18 protein-coding genes are annotated in these 17,913 nt (G+C 66.3%); 12 read left to right on the top strand and 6 right to left on the bottom strand.

Annotated features, from left to right (window positions below):
• Position 1: 1 nt before the first annotated feature.
• Positions 2–1,924: a tetratricopeptide repeat protein gene (locus AW271_RS17125; RefSeq protein WP_157554261.1), complete on the bottom strand. Its 1,923-nt coding sequence runs from the start codon at positions 1,922–1,924 to the stop codon at positions 2–4.
• Positions 1,921–2,823 (bottom strand): SIR2 family NAD-dependent protein deacylase, encoded by a 903-nt coding sequence (locus tag AW271_RS17120; RefSeq protein WP_062337903.1) that lies wholly within the window; start codon positions 2,821–2,823, stop codon positions 1,921–1,923. Before AW271_RS17120 ends, AW271_RS17125 begins: the two co-directional genes overlap by 4 nt.
• Before the next feature lie 436 nt (positions 2,824–3,259).
• On the opposite strand from AW271_RS17120, the gene fxsT reads away from it, so the two are divergent.
• Complete coding sequence (gene fxsT, locus AW271_RS17115) at positions 3,260–5,776, top strand: FxSxx-COOH system tetratricopeptide repeat protein (protein WP_062337902.1); 2,517 nt, start codon at positions 3,260–3,262, stop codon at positions 5,774–5,776.
• Here fxsT and AW271_RS17110 read toward each other — a convergent pair whose 3' ends face one another.
• On the bottom strand, positions 5,777–7,036 hold the full coding sequence (locus AW271_RS17110; protein WP_062337900.1) for an aKG-HExxH-type peptide beta-hydroxylase: 1,260 nt from the start codon (positions 7,034–7,036) through the stop codon (positions 5,777–5,779). It lies immediately after the preceding gene.
• Entirely contained in the window at positions 7,033–8,271 is a 1,239-nt protein-coding gene (locus tag AW271_RS17105) for an FxsB family cyclophane-forming radical SAM/SPASM peptide maturase (protein WP_245653081.1), read from the bottom strand. The genes AW271_RS17110 and AW271_RS17105 overlap by 4 nt, the downstream gene beginning before the upstream one ends.
• Positions 8,272–8,542: 271 nt before the next feature.
• Between AW271_RS17105 and AW271_RS17100 the strand changes: the two genes are divergently transcribed.
• A complete protein-coding gene (locus tag AW271_RS17100; protein ID WP_062337898.1) occupies positions 8,543–8,866 on the top strand; it encodes a hypothetical protein in 324 nt (107 codons plus the stop codon).
• Here AW271_RS17100 and AW271_RS17095 read toward each other — a convergent pair.
• On the bottom strand, positions 8,863–9,213 hold the full coding sequence (locus tag AW271_RS17095; protein WP_062337896.1) for a nuclear transport factor 2 family protein: 351 nt from the start codon (positions 9,211–9,213) through the stop codon (positions 8,863–8,865). The two genes, AW271_RS17100 and AW271_RS17095, sit on opposite strands and share 4 nt — an antisense overlap.
• Before the next feature lie 11 nt (positions 9,214–9,224).
• Between AW271_RS17095 and sigJ the strand changes: the two genes are divergently transcribed.
• The 6 genes from sigJ (at position 9,225) to AW271_RS17065 (ending at position 14,213) form a co-directional block, all read left to right on the top strand.
• Complete coding sequence (gene sigJ / locus AW271_RS17090; RefSeq protein WP_062337894.1) at positions 9,225–10,064, top strand: RNA polymerase sigma factor SigJ; 840 nt, start codon at positions 9,225–9,227, stop codon at positions 10,062–10,064.
• Positions 10,061–10,498 carry a carboxymuconolactone decarboxylase family protein gene (locus tag AW271_RS17085; RefSeq protein ID WP_062337892.1) on the top strand — a complete coding sequence of 146 codons (438 nt, stop codon included), beginning with the start codon at positions 10,061–10,063 and terminating at the stop codon, positions 10,496–10,498. The genes sigJ and AW271_RS17085 overlap by 4 nt, the downstream gene beginning before the upstream one ends.
• 92 nt (positions 10,499–10,590) lie before the next feature.
• Positions 10,591–11,679 carry a hypothetical protein gene (locus AW271_RS17080; protein WP_157554259.1) on the top strand — a complete coding sequence of 363 codons (1,089 nt, stop codon included), beginning with the start codon at positions 10,591–10,593 and terminating at the stop codon, positions 11,677–11,679.
• Positions 11,680–11,740: 61 nt separating this feature from the next.
• Positions 11,741–12,739: an energy-coupling factor ABC transporter permease gene (locus AW271_RS17075; protein ID WP_062337888.1), complete on the top strand. Its 999-nt coding sequence runs from the start codon at positions 11,741–11,743 to the stop codon at positions 12,737–12,739.
• Entirely contained in the window at positions 12,736–13,473 is a 738-nt protein-coding gene (cbiQ, locus tag AW271_RS17070; protein ID WP_062337886.1) for a cobalt ECF transporter T component CbiQ, read from the top strand. The genes AW271_RS17075 and cbiQ overlap by 4 nt, the downstream gene beginning before the upstream one ends.
• Positions 13,470–14,213 carry an energy-coupling factor ABC transporter ATP-binding protein gene (locus AW271_RS17065; RefSeq protein WP_062337884.1) on the top strand — a complete coding sequence of 248 codons (744 nt, stop codon included), beginning with the start codon at positions 13,470–13,472 and terminating at the stop codon, positions 14,211–14,213. The genes cbiQ and AW271_RS17065 overlap by 4 nt, the downstream gene beginning before the upstream one ends.
• Here AW271_RS17065 and AW271_RS17060 read toward each other — a convergent pair.
• Positions 14,191–15,189, bottom strand: coding sequence for a potassium channel family protein (locus AW271_RS17060; RefSeq protein ID WP_062337882.1), 999 nt, complete (start codon positions 15,187–15,189; stop codon positions 14,191–14,193). The genes AW271_RS17065 and AW271_RS17060 overlap by 23 nt on opposite strands.
• Positions 15,190–15,265: 76 nt before the next feature.
• Between AW271_RS17060 and AW271_RS17055 the strand changes: the two genes are divergently transcribed.
• Genes AW271_RS17055 through AW271_RS17040 form a run of 4 tightly spaced genes read left to right on the top strand, consistent with a single transcriptional unit; the run spans position 15,266 to position 17,881 of the window.
• On the top strand, positions 15,266–15,610 hold the full coding sequence (locus AW271_RS17055; RefSeq protein ID WP_030451563.1) for an STAS domain-containing protein: 345 nt from the start codon (positions 15,266–15,268) through the stop codon (positions 15,608–15,610).
• A 33-nt stretch (positions 15,611–15,643) separates the two neighbouring features.
• A complete protein-coding gene (locus AW271_RS17050; protein WP_062337880.1) occupies positions 15,644–16,417 on the top strand; it encodes an SDR family NAD(P)-dependent oxidoreductase in 774 nt (257 codons plus the stop codon).
• Positions 16,418–16,428: 11 nt separating this feature from the next.
• Positions 16,429–17,193, top strand: a complete 765-nt coding sequence (locus AW271_RS17045; protein ID WP_062337878.1) for a crotonase/enoyl-CoA hydratase family protein — start codon at positions 16,429–16,431, stop codon at positions 17,191–17,193.
• A 55-nt stretch (positions 17,194–17,248) separates the two neighbouring features.
• Positions 17,249–17,881, top strand: coding sequence for a rhomboid family protein (locus AW271_RS17040; RefSeq protein ID WP_083976755.1), 633 nt, complete (start codon positions 17,249–17,251; stop codon positions 17,879–17,881).
• Positions 17,882–17,913: the final 32 nt, after the last annotated feature.

Here is a 17,913-nt window from a genome sequence, read left to right as displayed (position 1 = left end):
CTCAGTCAAGAAGTCCGAGAGCGATCTCCCGGAGATGCGGCGGCAGCGCGGGCGACTTCGCCCTTTGCGCCTCGCGTGCCAGCCTGGCGGCCTCGGCGTGATCGCCGACGAGCTGCTCGATTCTCGCCACTCTCAAGAGTGCGGGTCCGTGTCCGTCGGCGTGCTCCTTGATAGGGCGAACTTCGGATTTCGCCTCCTCGACATTGCCGGCCAACGCCAACGCCAACGCGTAGGCGGCCTGAGCAGGCGGCCGCCGTAAGGGCAGCACCTTCTCGAAGTCGCGTAGCGAGTCTCCTGGTCTGTTGAGATCCGCGAGAATCTGAGCCCGTGCGAGGAGGGCTGCGGAGAGGTCTTCCTCTTTGCGGAGAATCTCATTCAGCGTGCTCTCCGCGTCCTGCGGATGCCCTCCGTACCACAGGGCCCAGGCCAGGTCTGTCCTTATCAGGGAGTCGGTGGGCACACGTTCAAGGGCCGCCCGGAACTCAGCGGCGGCCAGTGGTGCGTGACCTTGCGCCCGCCGCGATCTGCCGATTGCGGCGAGCAGTCGGCCGATGACCGGCGCGACGGCGAAGAGTTCGAAGAGAGTCGCTGCCTTCTGATAGTGCTCAATCGCAGCGTCGTAGAGTTCTTGGCTGAAGGCGACGTTGCCGAGGAAGGTCTCGATTTCCCCCTTCTCTGTGACGTCTCGGGTCTGCGCCAAGGCCAGCTCGGCCTGTATCGTGGCGAGTTGGAAGTTTCCGTCTCGGAACGCCGTTCCGGCTGCTGTGAGATAACTTTTCGGCGGGCTCTGTTCGGGTGAGCCGTTCGTCAGGACTCTCTCCACCAGGCCGACCATGATTCCGTTGGATATCGTATGCCACTGATTACCGTTGTGATCGCTGTGGGTGGCCAGAATGCCGGCTTCTACCAGCGTGTCGATCACTTCGTTGGGCATGTTCGCCGTGATGGTTTCCCCTCGATAGACAGAGGCGAAGTTCCGGCCACTGAAGAAGTTCTCATAGAGCCAGCTGCGGAGCAACCTCGCGTCGGTCCCGAAATGAGCGGCAGCCACATTGGAGAGCACCTGCTCTACAACGTCCATGGGTGTGATGTCCAGTGCGCCACATTCCGATACATGCTGCGCACTGACGATTGATTCGGTGGGCTGGAGTGATGTCCATAAGCTCGTGCAAGCCAATTGCAGCCGCACCACATCGACAGGCTCATCACCGGGTCGTGTTTGGAGGGTCTTCACCAGCATTTCCGCCGCCCCGGGGGCGAATGCGACACCGGCGTTCTCCAGCGGCTTCGTGACAGCGCGTAAAGCGGCCGAGGTGGACATCTTTCCCAGCCGAACCAAGCCTTTGGGCAGGCGGTTGATTCGGGGATCGTCAAGGAGGATGGGGGATCGATCATCCGTGATGGAGACGAGGAGGTGCAGGTAAGGGTTCGTCTCCAGGACTTCGATGAGTTGATCAATCAATCTTTCGCGGCCGCCGGTCGGCCCCTCGAAAATCTGTTCGAAGTTATCGATGGCGGCAAGCGTGTATATTTTCTCGCCGAACCGGTCGGAGCGCGCAAATTCCTTCTTGAAAAGAGTCGCTAAAGAAAGGTCGGCTATCCGCTTGGCGGGAATGTGTGGAGCCCACGCGGAGAGCAGGGCGAAAGTGTGATCACCCATCGGCTTTGCGGAGTCGACCGGGTCGGCGCTGGTCGTCAGGTGCGCGATCGGAAGGATGTCGTTCGACGATCTGTCGATCAGTGGGATGACGCCTGCGTTCAGCAGAGACGTCTTGCCTGCTCCGTGTGGACCAATGAGTACGGTCAGTGGGCAGGATTGCCACAAATTGGCAGCGTCATGTGCTTCTCTTTCGCGGCCGAAGAACTTGCCGCTCTCCGCGCCCGAAAATGGACGAAGCCCCACATAAGGTGACGTCCGGCTCACTTGTCGGCTCCCATTCTGGAGCGGAGTTCGGCGCAGAAGGCCGCCACGCCACCCCAGAAGACGGCGATCGTCCATCCTCGGTAATACCAGTCCAGCTGCAGTTCCAGATTTTTCTTCTCTTCTTTCTCCGCGTCTGTCTTCGGTTTTTCGAGCTGAATACTGACGTGCTTTCTCCGGCTGATTCCTGGAATCGATGTGTTCAAATCCTGGAATAGCATGCGAAAGGACAGATCCTGCAGGCTGTACCCCACGAAGAGGAGTGGCTGCCTTGCCAGGGCTTTGAGGACCGCAGGCGGAATCATCTTTCGCTGGCCCGTAGCGGATTCCATGGCCAAGTTGCGGACGAATTCATGATAGTCGTCCTGGGCGACGACTAGGGTGGCGGGATCGGACAGGGCGCCATGCAGGTGATACACCAGCGGAGTGTCAGGTTCTGGTTTCCATACTGACTCGCTGGCCAGTAGCTTCTCGTCCGCCGGGATGTCCGAGTTCCAGGGGCATATCACGCTGGTCGGTGTTTTCCCGGCCGCCACCAGTGATCGGGCGATGAAGTCATCGAAGTTCGTCGTCACGAACACTGGAAAGGGAAAGCCGGCGAGCAGGCCGTGTGGCTCGTGTGGGTCGGCGAAATCAGGAACCCGCCCAAGAGTGAGCTCATCGCGGACGATTTCCTTCACATGACCCAACTCGCCCTGTTTCATACCCCCGAACTGGGCGACGTGGGGAAGATCATATGAGTTCTTTCCCCTGTAGCCGAGGCGTTTCGCGAGTTTGCGGCTCAGCGCCCGGCCTGACGGCAGGACGCTGAGTGATGCGCCGGCTCCGACGAAGGGAGTGCAAAGCCCTCGCTTCAACTGGTAGATCAACTGATTCCAGTCGTGCTGCTCCATCTCACGCATGCGCACCTGCCTCAGCGACCCTGACTCGACGACAACTTTAGGGCCAGAAGGGGCGATGCGGATGTAGGAGTTTGTGGTGGCTTCGATCAGCCGGTGGTTTTGGGTTCGACTCCCGGCTTTACAGGTGGATCGGTCTCACATGAAGTTCTGGAATCCGGAGGAGATGGTGCCCGGAGCCTCGGTGAACGCCTCGATTAGACCTCGTAGGGACGCGTATGGAATCTCGTTTACTTCATTGAGGACCGAAGCCGCCTGAGTCTCAGACGAGAAATTGGTGTCCGAAATCATGGACCACTCCGCTTCTGGCTGACCGTTTGTCCGGTTCTTCTTTGCCCGGAAACCTTGGAAGGTGTTCCACAGTAGGTATAGCTGGTTTCATGAGCTTTGAACATGGTGCGGGGGCAAGTTTTGAGTACTGCTTGTTCGGAGGTTTGGCTTGGCCGAAACGTCCCACTCTCTGAGCGGTGCGGAGCCCGAGGTCTTCGAAAGGGTGCCGCCGCGGAATGCCAACTTCACCGGCCGCGAGAGCCTGTTGCAGGAACTGCGTGAGGGGGCGAAGTCGGTCGTCGCGCTGGTCCCGCGGCCGCAGGCGCTCCAGGGTTACGGTGGCGTGGGCAAAACACACTTGGCCATCGAATACGCCCATCGTTACCGCAGTCACTACCGCCTCGTGTGGTGGATCCCGGCCGACCAGTACTACCTGGTGCCTTCGGCTTTGGCCGCGATGGCCCCCCATCTTCGGCTGCCGCCGGCATCGGTCGTCGGAGTGGAGGAAGCAGCCGACTCTGTGCGAAAGGCATTGGAGGACGGGAGACCGTACAAGAACTGGCTGTTGATCTTCGACAACGCTGAAGATGACCGGATCGAGCAGTACATCCCACAGAAGACCGGTCATGTGATCGTCACATCGCGAAACCCGGCTTGGGGCGATCAGTATCGGATGCTCGGTGTGGACGTCTTCCCGCGCAAGGAGAGCGTGGACTTCCTGCGCCTGAGGCTGGGAGATCGGATCACCCCTGATGAAGCCGATCGGCTGGCGGACAAACTCGGAGATCTGCCGCTGGCACTGGAGCAGGTAGGCGCGCTTCAGAGAAGCAGCACGATGACAGTAGACGAATACATCGAGCTGCTTGACCTGCAGGCCGGGCAACTGCTCGGCATCGAGCGCGCCTCCGACTACCCCCTTACGATGACGGCCGCCTGGCGTGTGTCGGTTTCCCTGCTCGAGGAGAGGCTGGCGGTCGCGAAGAACCTCCTGCGCTGCTGCGCCTTCTTCGGTGCCGAGCCCATCCCGTTCGACGTCTTCCGCCGGGGGAACAAAGCCGATGCCCACAGCCTTGAGCCGATACTGGGCAACCCGGTCATGCTCGACAAGGCCGTGAAGGAGCTCAGCAGGCACGCGCTCATCCGATGGGACACCGAGGCCCGAACGCTCCAGGTCCACCGGCTCATCCAGGCCCTGCTTCGAGACGACATGAAAGGAGCTGAACGGGAATCGGTCCGCCACGAGGTCCATCTGCTGCTCGCCGGATCCGCGCCGGAGCATCCCGACGACGACGCCAGGTGGCCTGACTTCCGCGATCTGGTACCACACGTCGGGCCGTCGGACCTGGTCACTTGTGAAGATGGCGGGGTCCGGGAGTTCGCCCTCAACGTCGTCCGCTATCTGTACGCCTCGGGCAACTACAAGTCCTCGTTGGAACTGGTGAACAGGTTCATCGAGGCGTGGAGCTCTACCGGGAGCCACAATCATCCCGATGTGCTGAAGGCGCGGCGTCACCAGACCAATATCCTGCGCCGCATGGGCATCTGGGATCAGGCCTTCGAGCTCGATCGAGTGACCCTGGAACAGGTTCGTGCCAGGTTCGGTCCCGAGCACAAGGAAACCCTGATCGCAAGCAACGGCCTCGGTGGAAGTCTGCGGGCCCGCGGCGACTTCAAAGAGGCTCTTGAGCATGACAAGCAATCCGTGGCGCTTCATGAGAGAGTGCTGGGCCCGCACGACGAGCTCACACTGCGAGCGAAGAACAGTCTGGCGCTCGACTATGCCTTGAACAGCGACTACGCCCAGGCCAGGGCGTTACATACCGAGGTCTACCTTGCGCAGAGTGAGGCCAACAACCCGTCGGGACTGGAAATCGTGCTCCTCTCGTGGAACAGCATGGCCCGGCTCGTCCGGCTGACGAGTGACTTCGAGGAGGCGTGCGACACCGGGGAGAGCGCGCTGGCTTTCGGGGTGCAGAAGCTCGGCAAAGATCATTGGGCCACCCTCATCACAGAGAAAGATCTGGCCATCGCGCAGCGCCGCGCGGGCGCCCTCGAACTCTCTCTCAACAACGCCCGCGACACCCATGCCAGGCTCACTCGGCTGTTCGGTGCCCGCCATCCCGACACCATCGCAGCGGCGCTGAGCGTCTCCAGTACTCTGCGCGTTCAGAAAAAGCTGCAAGAGGCGTTCGAAATCGCCGCCGAGATGACATACACCTATCCACTGGTCCTCGGGACCGACCATCCGTTCGCCATCGCCTGCCAGACCAATCTCGCGGTGCTGTACAGGCTCAAGGGCGAACCCGACACCGCCCGGGCCTTGAACGAGACCTGCCGGCTCCGGCTGACCGAGCGGTTGGGCGAACAGCACCATTACGTCCTGTCGTGTGCGGTCAACCTGCAGAGTGACCTGGCCGCACTGGGCGATCACGGCAAGGCGCGCATCCTCGGAGAAGAGACTTTCGCCAACCTGCGCGCCACGCTCGGACGTGACCATTTCCTGACCATGTCGTGTGGGGCGAACTTGGCGCTGGACCGGACGGCGGTGGGCGCGCCCGACGCGGACGAACTGCGGCGGGAGACTGTAGACCTCTACCGAGAGCGTTTCAATCAAGGGCAGCCCGACGCGGACTCGGCGACGAAAGGCGTGCGCATCGACTGTGACTTCGATCCCCTGCCGATCTGATCACATATTCCGGGCCAGCCAGGTGCCGCGGTGCACCGCCGCGGCCTCCTGGGCAGCTGTCAGGGCGCGGTCGTCGATCGTCGTGGCGATGGCGTCGGCCAGAGTGGTCCGCATCCCGTCGACGAAATCCTTCCCGCTGTCGGTCAGCAGATTTTCCTTCATCAGGGTGTCGAGGACCTCTTCAACCCCTGCTCGCCAGCGGGCGAACTCGACCCTGCCCAGATGGCCCTCGATCGGGTGTTCGCGCCGCCAGAACTCCACTACTCCGAGGTAGGCGTAGGCGCCTTGGAGGAGCCCGTGGGCAGGGCGAGGGTCGGGACGCCAGGGCGCATAGAACAGATCGGCCCGCTCGTAGCGGATGAGCGGGATCAGTTGCATGAGTGCGTCGAGTTTCGCGTGCTGGATCTCATGGGCGAACGTCTCTGCCAGCCAGGCAGGTCTGCCGCTCGGTGTGGACATGGCGATGGTGCCGAAGGACTGACGTGACGACGCACTGGCGACCCCGGAACCGTGACTGTGAATGGGCGTGATCGTCGAAATGATGGTCGCGACCTCTTCCGCGACGGTGGGGTGCCGCAGGAGGAGGATCTTCCAAGCCTCCTCGAGCTTGGTTTCCCATGATGCTCGGGCCTGCGGCGTCAGGCGTGGGGCGACCTGATCGGATTCGGACCACCTGTAAGGGTCGAGGTCGTCGACGACCACCTCGAAATCCTCGGCGAGGCGGACACGGTGGAGCACGCTCCAACCGTGACCATCGGCCGAAAGGTCGAGGTCCGCCGACCAGTCCGCGGCGCTTAGCCCGTTGCCTTCGACGTCGATCTCGGTCGAAATTCCTGTGGGTGCCAGCAGCCCGAGCGAAGGCAGCATGAGCGTTCCATCGTCCTCCAAGACCACGTTGATGTGGCGGGCCGCGCCGGCCGCTACCGTTGCGGCCAATGCGACCGCGCCCAGTCGTCCGGGCCGGACGGGCTTGTGGGATCGCAGTGACGTGAAGGCGCTCCAGGCCCACGACGCCACCGCTGGATGGCGGAGGACGCGGGAGACCGCTTCGGGGTGTTCTTTTCCCAGCTCCGAAAGGGTCATATAGGCGGCAGACGCGATCGACGCCTCCGGATGGGCTGACAGCCTCGCCTCCTCCGCCACCCCGCGCAGGAGCGCGAGGCGCCGTATGAGCTGCAGGTCGTACAGCTCCGCGGCGGCCTTGGCGCCACCGGATCCCGCCGCGAGGGAACGGAAGGTCGTGGCGGAGACGATGCTCATATGCGTCCCTTCAGACGGGCGGTGTCGAGGTCGTAGCGATCTCTGATGTGGGTGATGAGTTTGTAGAGGTCGGCGCAGTAGACCGACGGGTTTCGGAATCCATTCGTGGGAGCGTGGCGGTGGGCGTACAGGCCACTCCCGCAGACGTCTCTGATATCGCACCTGTGACAGGTGTCGGAAAGGGCTGCCACGCCGATTTGCCTGGCGACGATTCCCGGCAGCAGGAGTGCCCGATCGAATGGATCTCGGAATATATGCAGACCGGTGTGTGCGGCGCCTTCTGATACGGATTTCAGGATGTCCGACTGCTCGATGGTCCCGTCGGTCTCGACGACCAGCATCGATGAGGGTGAAAGGCCGATGGATTCGCTTCGCGAGGGCGACCCGGATAGCAGCCGGAGAATCTCCCGGAAAAGGCGGATCTCGGTTTCGAGAGCGGGTGCATCGTGCCAATGGTCGAAAATGGGCAACAGCCAGTCGGCATAAGGGGTGAGTGTGGGGTCGTCATCCTTGCCGGGTGGAGGGCTTGCCCAGTTCCCGTGTGGCAGCAGGAAGTCGATAGCAGGTGGGTCGAACTCCAGCAGCGCCCTGTATGTCTTCAGAGGATCGTTCCTCAGGTCGATCGTGCAGAGTAGGCCGGCGAAGAGATGGTGGAAGGGGCCAGTTGCGAGCAGTTCGAGGGATTTCGCCACCGTGTCGAAACTACCTCTGCCGTCCGCGAACCGGCGCATCCGATCGTTGGCCTCCCGGTCGCCGTCGAGGCTTACTCCGATTCGGATGTCGAGTTCCTCGAAGAGTGCGAGTGCGGCCTCGTCGAGGCGGACGGCGTTGGTCTGCATGCTGGCTCGGACCCGCGTACCCACGGCGGCGCATGCGTACCTGATCTTGCGCACGATGGTGGCGAGTTCTTGCGCGCCCGCGAGCAGGGGTTCTCCGCCGTGGAGAATGATGTCGACTGTCTGGAGACTATGGGCGCGGGCGTGCTCCGCTATTCGAGAGGCCACCTTTTCGATGACGGCGGGGCTCATTTTCCGGGGCTGTGACCGCCAACTTTGATCGGCCATTTTGTATACGTAACATGACGGGCAGGCCAGGTCGCAGCGACTGTGTACTTTCAGGATGAATTGCCGGAAGGCGACCGGCCGCCAGCCTGTGGCCGCCAGTTCCGTCAGATCGAGACTCTCCGGAAAGGACTGTGTAGAAAAGAGGGACTTGGCATCTTGCTTATTGGGCAACGCATTCCGCCGTAGATCTTCTGGTGACGTGGCTCGATCAACAGTGTCCCTCCCCGGCCCTGCGGCCGCAGCACGAACAAGAAAAGGGGTAGCACAAATTAGGATTAACGGACCGCCGATTTCGGGGTCGCATCTGTTTTGGCCGGAGGCGACCATCAGGCGGAGTGCGGCCCGCCGTCCGGCATAGCAGGTGCTCGCAGTATGGAAGCGGTATTGCACAGGAAAGTTTCCTAATAAATACTCCGCATGACGACACCCCCCCGGAGGTCCCATGCTCCGCCGCGCCCTGACCCTCCTGGCCGCCGCCACCCTCACCGCCACGACGGTCCTCACCGCCCCAGCTCAAGCCGTCATCGTCAACCTCAACTTCGGCCCGCTGAGCATCGGCGAATATTGCGCCGCCAAAGTCCACTCGGCTTCCTGGTTGGGCCTCTACGAGTCGAGCGGCCTCAGGTGCTACACCCCTCAGGGCAGCGGGTTGATCTTCAGAGGCACCGGCGACCCCTACCTGGCCTGCAAACACCTCACGACAGACGTCATAGCAAGCGCGACGAGGATCGCCGGTGACGGTCTCAGCTGCCAGGCCGTCCGCTAACCGACCGGCGTGATCTGGAAGACCGCCGCCCGCCAGACCCCGGCCGAATCCAGGGTCAGCGTCGTAGTGGCGTAAACGACCATCGTCCCCCGAGCCGAGTCGATCTCCACCCGCGCCGTGTGGACCACCGAGGTGGCACTCAGGTGAACCACCCGATGCTCCGACTGCTCAGTCCGCGTGTACGGGTTCTCGTTCTCCGCGAACGTCCGCAGAATGGCCGCCCGGTCGGTCTCCACCCCCCACGGCGAGATCGCCACCGGCTCGTCCGTCAGGTAGGCGTCGTAGAAGGCGGCGTCCCCCTCGCGGTTGGCCTGCCATGCCCGTTCGCTGAGTTCGATGAAGTCCATGTCACATCCCTGTGCCCTGTCTCGTCCTACTTAGCGTGGAACCGTATGTGGCAATCCGGCCAAGACTCGTCCGCTTGGCCTACGGCCTGCTGGGCGATCTGGCCGAGTCCGAGGACATCGTCCAGGACGCCTGGCTGCGCCTGAACAGAACGGAAGAGCAACCCGACGACGTGGAGGGCTGGCTGGTCGTCACCGTCTCCAGGCTGGCCCTCGACGTCCTCAAATCGGCCAGGAAGAGGCGGGAGGAGTACGTCGGCCCCTGGCTTCCCGAGCCGGTCGTCGACGCCGACCCGGCCGATCGGGTCACCCTCGACGAGTCGCTCAGCCTGGCCATGTTCGTGGTGCTGGAAAGCCTCAGCCCGGCCGAGCGCACCGCCTTCGTCCTGCACGACGTCTTCGGCGTGCCCTTCGACGAGGTGGCCAGGGCGGTGGGGCGCACCCCGGCCGCCTGCCGGCAGCTCGCCGCCCGGGCCCGCAGGCACGTCCAGGAGAAGGCCCCGCGGTTCGACGTCGACGTCGACGACCACAAACGGGTGGTCGACGCGTTCGCGGCGGCCTGCGCGGGGAGGGACATCGAGGGGCTGCTCGCGGTGCTCGATCCCGACGTGGTCCTGCGCAGTGACGGGGGAGGGCTGGTCAAGGCCGCGTTGCGGCCGATCCAGGGGGCCGGGAAGGTCGCGCGGTTCCTGCTCGCCACCTCGAAACCGGGGCTCCGGCCGGCCGTGGTCAACGGCGCGCCGGGGCTGGTCCGGGACGATCCGCCGGCCGTCTACGGGCTGGCGGTCCGAGAGGGACGAGTCGTCGCGGTCGACATCGTCCGCAATCCAGAGAAGCTGAGGAGTCTGCAATGAGGATGGACATCGGCGCGCTGGCGCCCGAGGCGTACCAGGCGATGCTGGGCGTGGAGCGCTTCCTGCACTCCAGCGCCCTGCCGTCGCAGGTGCTGGAGCTGGTCAAGCTGCGGGCCAGCCAGATCAACGGGTGCGCCTACTGCGTGCACATGCACAGCTCCGACATGAAGAAGGCCGGGGAGCCCGACGAACGCATCTGGGGCGTGGCGGCCTGGCGGGAGACGCCGTCGTTCACGCCGGCCGAGCGGGCGGCCCTGGCGCTGACCGAGGAGGCGACCCGGCTCGCCGACTCCACCGGCGTCAGCGACGAGGCGTGGGGCGAGGCGGCCAAGTACTTCGACGACGCGCAGCTCGCGGCGCTCGTGGTCGCCATCGCGGCGATCAACGCCTGGAACCGCATCGCGGTCACGACCCACAAGGAACCAGGGGCCTGATCACCCACGTGGTGTGGCCCGGGACTAGACCTCGGGCCATATCCCCACGTCCGCGCCCGGGAAACCATGCTGCGCTCACATAATGTCCAGCGATGAACGCGCAACGTCACCACCCATTTGACGTCAGCGTCGTCGTCTCGGCCGCCGGGTCCGTGCACCTGGACAGGTGGCTGACGCACGCGCTGGCACTGCGGGCCTCCAAAGAGATCCTCGTGGCCGACTCGCGGCTCGCCCGGCTCTACGCGGGCCTCCACCGCCACGTCCGCATCGTCGACCGTCCCGAGAACGCCCCCACGCGGGGCCGTTACACCTATTTCGCCGGCGACCATCCCCTGCCGCCGCTCGACCTCATGATCGAGACGGCCGACCGGACCGGCGCCGACCTGGTCGCCATCGCGTCCGAGGCCAGCGACGACGCGCTGCTCGGCGACATCTACGACGACCTGTCGCTGGCCAAGCTGTTCCGGACCGGGTTCCGCGACCGCCTCCCCTTCACCGACGCGGCCGACTTCGTCGTCCACGCCTACTGTCACGCCGAGCGGATCGCGACCGTGCGGGGGCGGCAGCAGAAGCGGCGGCACCATCCCGACCGGCTGGTGCGCCGGGTGCAGAGCCACCTGCCCAGCGGGGTGCTGCGCGATCACCTGATCGCCCGGCACATCACCCGCGACGTGCTGCCCGATCTGGCCGAGCCCTTCCTGGGGGCCGACGCCGAGGCGAGAGACGCGATCGTCAGGTCGGTCGCGCACCGGTGCGCCGCCTGGGTGACGCCGGGGGTGCGGGCCCAGCTCGACGCCGCCGACCAGGCCCGGCTCGCCTCGTTGCAGGACCATCACCGGCTCGAACGGCTCGCGCGCATCTCCGAGGCGCCGCTGCACCGGGCGCTCACGAACGTCGCCTGGGAGGGCGACCGGCTCCGCATCGAGTTCACCGCGGCGCTCGAAGGGTTCCCCGAGGCCGAGATCGGGCTGCTGCTGAAGGACGGCGACCCGCAGGACGTTTGGGACGTCTACGTCACCGCCGAGTGCGACGGCATCGTGCGGCAGGCGCGGCTCGAAGGCGACCGCGACATCGCGCTGCCGGCCCGGTTCACCGACGACCTCGTGGCGCTGCCCTACCTGACCCAAATGGGCACGCTCAGCCTGCGGAAAGAGCGTCGCCTGATCCACACCTCCTCTTAATGCGAATGACTCGCAACTGCTCTACTGTTGTGGAAAATTCGTACAAAAGTGGAGGAACGCCGTGCACGTTCCAGATGGCTTCTTCACCGCCCCGGTCGCCGTCGGCGCCGGTGTCGTGGCGGTGGCCGGAGTCGCCGTGGCCCTCCGGAAGGCCAAGACCGAACTCGACGACCGCACCGCCCCGATGGCGGGCCTGGTCGCGGCGTTCATCTTCGCGGTCCAGATGCTCAACTTCCCGATCGCGGCGGGCACGTCCGGGCACCTCCTGGGAGGCGCGCTCGCGGCGATACTCGTCGGGCCCTACACGGCGGTCCTCTGCGTGTCGGTCGTGCTGCTCGTGCAGGGCTTCTTCTTCGCCGACGGCGGGCTGACCGCGCTCGGGATCAACATCGTGCTGATGGCGATCATCCCGGCGGCGGTCGGCTGGGGCATCTTCCAACTGGTCACGCGGGTGGCCAGGAACCGGGCCGCGGTCGTCGCCGGGTCGTTCGTGGCGGCGCTGATCTCGGTGCCGATCGCCGCGCTGACCTTCGCCGTCCTCTTCACCCTCGGCGGCACCGCGCCGATCGAGACCGGCGCCGTGTTCGCCGCCATGGGCGGCGTCCACGTGCTCGTGGGCATCGGCGAGGGGCTGATCACCGCGGTCACCGTCAGCAGCGTGCTGGCGGTCCGTCCCGATCTCGTGTACGGCGCCCGTTTCCTCACCAAGCCGCTGGTCCTGAAGACCGCCACGGGTGATCGGGTCGTCGAGCCGGCCCGGCCCGAGAGCACGCCCAAGCCGGTCCGGCCGTTCCTCGTCGGCGGCGGCATCGTGGCCCTGCTCCTCGCGGGCGTCGTCAGCTTCTTCGCCTCCTCCTCGCCCGACGGCCTGGAGCGGGTCGCCGAGGACGAGGGTTTCATCGGCGCGGCTGCCGACCACTCGTTCGGCGGCTTCTTCCTGGCCGACTACGGCGACGTCGGCGGCATCCCCGTCGGGGTCGCCGGGGTCATCGGCGTCGTGATCACCCTGCTGGTCGGCGGGGCCATCCTCTGGTCGGTCCGCCAGAAGACCGCGGCGTGAAGGGCCTCTACCGGCCGGGCGACTCGCCGATCCACCGGCTCGCGCCGCAGTGCAAGCTGCTCGCCGTCGTGCTCTTCGCCGTCGTGGTGGTGGCCACGCCGCGGGAGAGGTTCCCGGCCTTCCTCCTGTACGCCCTGAGCCTCGCGGTCGTCGTCCTGATCGCCCGGATCCCGCCGGGACACGTGCTCAAGCGCCTGGCGGTGGAACTGCCGTTCGTGCTGTTCGCCGTGGCCATCCCGTTCATCGGGATGGGGGAGCGGGTCGAGGTGCTGGGGGTGCCGCTCAGCGTCGCCGGGCTCTGGGCCAGCTGGAACATCCTGGCCAAGGCCACCCTGGGGGTGGCCGCCTCGATCCTGCTGGCCGCCACCACCGAGCCGCGCGCCCTGCTGCTGGGCGCGCAGCGCCTGCGGGTGCCCCAGCTGCTCATCCAGATCGCCACGTTCATGCTGCGCTACCTGGAGGTCATCCTCGACGAGATGCGCCGCATGCGGGTCGCCCGCGAGTCCCGGGGCTTCGCCGCTCGCGACTTCCGGCAGGCCCCCGTGCTGGCCAAGTCGGCGGGGGCGATGTTCATCCGGTCGTACGAACGCGGCGAGCGGGTGCACCTGGCCATGCTCAGCCGGGGGTACACGGGCGTCATGCCCACGCTGGCCGACGGCCGGGCGCCGAAGGCGCAGTGGGCCATGGCCGCCGTGCTGCCCGTGGTGGCCTCGGCCGTACTGTTCGTGTCATGACCCTCGACGTCCGCGACCTGGCCTACGCCTACCCCGACGGCACGCAGGCCCTCTTCGGGGTCACCCTCTCGATCGCCAGGGGCGAGCGGGTGGCCCTGCTGGGGCCCAACGGGGCCGGCAAGACCACGCTGGTCATGCACCTGAACGGGATCCTGACCGCCGGGCACGGCGAGGTGAGCGTGGCCGGGCTGCCGGTCCGCAAGGAGAACCTCAAGGAGGTGCGCAGGCGGGTCGGCCTGGTCTTCCAGGACCCCGACGACCAGCTCTTCATGCCCACCGTGCGCGAGGACGTCGCCTTCGGCCCGGCCAACATGGGCCTGCGCGGCGCCGAGCTGGAGAAGGCGGTCGTCACGGCTCTGGAGAAGGTCGGCATGGCCGAGGTGATCGACCGGCCGCCGCACCACCTGTCGTTCGGCCAGCGCCGCCGGGTCGCGGTGGCGACCGTGCTGGCCATGGACCCCGAGATCCTGGTCCTGGACGAACCCTCCTCAAACCTCGACCCGGCCAGCCGCCGCGAGCTCGCCGAGATCCTGCGCGGCCTCGACGTGACCGTCCTGATGGTCACCCACGACCTGCCCTACGCCCTGGAGCTCTGCGACCGCTCGGTGATCCTCAGCGGCGGCGTGATCGCGGCCGACGGGCCGACCCGCGACATCCTGGCCGACGGCGGCCTGCTCGCCGAGCACCGCTTGGAGCTGCCCTACGGCTTCGCCGTGCCTAGTCCTCCGGCACGTGGATGACGACCAGCCGGTCGGTGGCCTGCAGCGAGGGCACCTTCGCGTAGGGGATGACCCTGCCGTCGCGCACGACCGCCACGACCATGCCCTCGGCCTGGTCGCAGGTGCCGCCGACCTCGCCCGGCTTGACCGGGCGCTCGTAGAGGTCGAGGCCGGTGCCGTACATGAGGAAGTCGTCGATGATCGTGCTGACGGCGGGGCTCTGGGTGGCCACGCCGAGCATGCGCCCGGCCGCCTCCGACGAGGTGATCACGACGTCGGCGCCGCTGCTGCGCACGAGCGGGTCGTTCTCCGACTCCCTGACGGCCGCCACGATCGTGGCCTTCGGGTTGAGGCTGCGGGCGGTCAGCACGACCAGGGCGGTGGTGTCGTCGCGCTGGGTCGAGATGATCACCTCGCTGGCGGTCTCGATCCGGGCCCGCCGGAGCACGCTGCTGCGGGTGCCGTCGCCGACCACGCCGACGAAACCGTCCTCGTTGGCCTCGTGGACGACGCCGCCGTTGGGGTCGATCACCACGATCGAGTCGCGGGTGCGGTCGTTGTCGAGGAGGGTGCGCACGGCGGCCCGGCCCTTGGTGCCGTAGCCGACCACGACGGTGTGCCCGGTCAACTTGGACCTCCAGCGGTTGGTGAGGAAATCTTCCCTGGTCCGCCGGGTGAGCACTTCCAGTGTGGTCCCCACCAGGATGACCAGGAACACGATCCGGAGCGGGGTCACCAGCACGATGTTGATCAACCGCGCCAGATCGGAGGTCGGGGTGATGTCGCCGTATCCGGTCGTCGAGACGGTGACCGTGGCGTAGTAGAGCGCGTCGAGCAGGGACACCTTGCCGTCGTAGCTGTCCTTGTATCCGTCGAGGTCGGACGCGACCAGCAGAAACACGGCGCCGAGGGCGGCCAGGGCGTACCAGAGCCGGCGCAGGACGGCCCTCAGCGGGCTGACCTGTTCCTGGGGGAGCCGAATCCCGGCATCTGTCACAAGGCGATCTTACGGTTCAAGGACCTCACTCACGGTGATGCACCAGTAAAGTGGGCCTCGCGGAGGAGGTTCGACAATGAAACTGCGGCTTGCCCGGAGATCACTCTCCGGTGCCGTGGTGGTGGCCGTCGAGGGCGAGCTCGACTTGTTCACCGCCCCCTTCCTGCGCGACGAGGTGCGCGACGCGATCAAACAGGACGGCGCCGTGCTGGTGCTCGACCTCACGTCGCTCTCGTTCATGGACTCCAGCGGCCTCAGCGTGCTGATCGAGGCGTGGCGGCTGGCCACCAGCGAGGGCGGCGGCGTGACGCTCGCCGCGCCGCAGGCGCCCGTGGCGCGAATTCTGCGCACGACCGGGCTCGACCGGCGGATCAAGGTCTATCCCGACGTCGACACCGCGATTTTGGGCCACCCCGAGTAGAACTTCATTCGGTTCTTTGGTTATGGTCCGCGTATGGACCTGAGGAACTGTGTAGCGATCATCTCCGGCGGGGCGAGCGGGCTCGGTGAGGGCACCGCCCGTGAGCTGGCCGGAATCGGCGCGACCGTCGTCATCGCCGACCTCAACGAAGAGCGCGGCAAGGCCCTGGCCGACGAACTGGGCGGGCTGTTCGTCCGCACCGACGTCGCCGACGAGGCCTCCGTGCAGGCCGCCGTCGACGCCGCCGTCGCGGTGGGCAAGCCGCTGCGGGCGGTGGTCAACAGCGCCGGCATCGGATGGGCCTCCCGCACGGTCAACCGTGACGGCTCGCCGCACGACCTGGCGGCGTACCGGAAGGTGATCGACGTCAACCTGATCGGCACCTTCAACCTCATGCGCATCGGCGCCGCCGCGATGGCCAAGACCGAGCCCGCCGACGCCGACAACGCACGCGGCGTGGTGATCAACACCGCGTCGGTGGCGGGCATCGAGGGGCAGACCGGTCAGGTGGCCTACTCGGCGTCCAAGGGCGGCATCATCGGCATGACCCTCCCGGCGGCCCGCGACCTGGCCGCCATCGGGGTGCGGGTGCTGACGATCTGCCCCGGCATCATCGACACCCCGATCTACGGCTCCGGCCCCGAGTCCGAGGCGTTCAAGGCCCACCTGGCCGCGCCGGTGCCGTTCCCGAAGCGCATGGGCACCGCCGCCGAGTTCGCCCACCTGGTCCGCTCGCTGATCGAGAACGACTACATGAACGGCGAGGTCATCCGCTTCGACGGCGGCATCCGCTTCCAGCCCAAGTAAGGAGACTCGCCATGTCCGATGAAGTACTGGTCGAGGTCGACGGCAACGTGGCCGTCCTGACGATCAACCGGCCGAAGGCCAAGAACGCGGTCAACGGCGCGGTCGCCCAGGGCATCGCGGCGGCCGTCGACGAGCTCGACGCCCGCCCCGACGTGTCGGTCCTGGTCCTGGCCGGCGCGGGCGGCACCTTCTGCGCCGGCATGGACCTGAAGGGCTTCCTGACCGGCGACATGCCGTTCGTGCCCGACCGCGGGTTCGGCGGCCTGGCCGAGTCGCCGCCGAAGAAGCCGCTGATCGCGGCCGTCGAGGGCTACGCCCTGGCGGGCGGGTTCGAGCTGGCCCTGTCGTGCGACCTGATCGTGGCCGCCGAGTCGGCCAAGTTCGGGCTGCCCGAGCCCAAGCGCGGCCTGATCGCCGGCGCGGGCGGCGTGATGCGGCTGCCCCGCCGCATCCCCTACCACGTGGCCATGGAGATCGCCCTGACCGGCGACTTCTACCCGGCGCAGCGCCTCTACGAGCTGGGCCTGGTCAACCGGGTCGTGGCCGAGGGCGAGGCGGTCGCGGCGGCCAAGGAGCTGGCCGGGAAGATCGCCCAGAACGCGCCGCTGTCGCTCGCGGGCACCAAGAGGATCGTCGTCGAGTCGGTCGACTGGCCGCTCGACGAGATGTTCGCCCGCCAATCGGAGATCATGAACCCGATCTTCGGCTCCAAGGACGCCATGGAGGGCGCCGCCGCCTTCGCCGAGAAGAGGACGCCGGTATGGCGGGGTGAATGATCGACCGGCTGGGGGGAACTCCGCGTTCATGACGAGAACTGCGTACCGTTATGGCATGAGCGACGAGACTCCCCCCACGACCGCCCAGAAGGTGCATGGCCTGCTGGCCGGAGTCTTCGGCGCCGTGTTGCTGATGGTGCTGCTGGTGGGCCTGATGTGGGTGCTGGAGGTCGTCGACTACGTCGGCGACGGCTTCCTCGACGACTACGGCATCGAGGCGCACCAGCCCGAAGGGCTGGCCCACATCTTCACCGCGCCGTTCCTGCACGTCGGATTCCCCCACCTGATGGCCAACTCGTTGCCGCTGCTGATCCTGGGCTCGCTGGCGGCCATGCGCGGGTTCGGCCGGTTCCTCGGGGCCAGCCTGATCATCATCCTGGTCAGCGGCCTCGGGGTCTGGGTGGTGAGCGCGGCCGGCTCGACCACGCTGGGCGCCAGCGGCCTGGTCTTCGGCTACTTCGGCTACGTCGTGGCGCGCGGCCTGTTCGACTTCCGGCTGCTCGACATCGTCCTCGGCGTGATCGTCGCCGCGCTCTACTGGTCGATCCTGCTGGGCGTGCTGCCGGGCGAGACGGGCATCTCGTGGCAGGGCCACCTGTTCGGGTTGATCGGCGGCGTGTTGGCGGCGTGGGTGCTGCGGCGCAGGAAGCCGCCCGTTACGCGAGTCTCGACCGCGAGCATCGAATGAGCACGATCGCATCACTGTTCGCATGGCGCGAC

The sequence above is a fragment of the Herbidospora sakaeratensis genome, assembly GCF_001570525.1.
Taxonomy (GTDB): Bacteria; Actinomycetota; Actinomycetes; order Streptosporangiales; family Streptosporangiaceae; genus Herbidospora; species Herbidospora sakaeratensis.
Note: the sequence above shows the minus strand (reverse complement) of the source record. Positions and strands in the feature narration are given on the sequence as shown.

What these genes read in the sequence shown, in the direction of transcription:
- AW271_RS17120 (WP_062337903.1), bottom strand. Translation starts at nt 2,823, where the DNA reads ATGCGTGAGATGGAGCAGCACGACTGGAATCAGTTGATCTACCAGTTG.
- AW271_RS17110 (WP_062337900.1), bottom strand. Translation starts at nt 7,036, where the DNA reads ATGAGCATCGTCTCCGCCACGACCTTCCGTTCCCTCGCGGCGGGATCC.
- AW271_RS17100 (WP_062337898.1), top strand. Translation starts at nt 8,543, where the DNA reads ATGCTCCGCCGCGCCCTGACCCTCCTGGCCGCCGCCACCCTCACCGCC.
- AW271_RS17095 (WP_062337896.1), bottom strand. Translation starts at nt 9,213, where the DNA reads ATGGACTTCATCGAACTCAGCGAACGGGCATGGCAGGCCAACCGCGAG.
- AW271_RS17085 (WP_062337892.1), top strand. Translation starts at nt 10,061, where the DNA reads ATGAGGATGGACATCGGCGCGCTGGCGCCCGAGGCGTACCAGGCGATG.
- AW271_RS17080 (WP_157554259.1), top strand. Translation starts at nt 10,591, where the DNA reads ATGAACGCGCAACGTCACCACCCATTTGACGTCAGCGTCGTCGTCTCG.
- AW271_RS17065 (WP_062337884.1), top strand. Translation starts at nt 13,470, where the DNA reads ATGACCCTCGACGTCCGCGACCTGGCCTACGCCTACCCCGACGGCACG.
- AW271_RS17055 (WP_030451563.1), top strand. Translation starts at nt 15,266, where the DNA reads ATGAAACTGCGGCTTGCCCGGAGATCACTCTCCGGTGCCGTGGTGGTG.
- AW271_RS17050 (WP_062337880.1), top strand. Translation starts at nt 15,644, where the DNA reads ATGGACCTGAGGAACTGTGTAGCGATCATCTCCGGCGGGGCGAGCGGG.
- AW271_RS17045 (WP_062337878.1), top strand. Translation starts at nt 16,429, where the DNA reads ATGTCCGATGAAGTACTGGTCGAGGTCGACGGCAACGTGGCCGTCCTG.
- AW271_RS17040 (WP_083976755.1), top strand. Translation starts at nt 17,249, where the DNA reads ATGAGCGACGAGACTCCCCCCACGACCGCCCAGAAGGTGCATGGCCTG.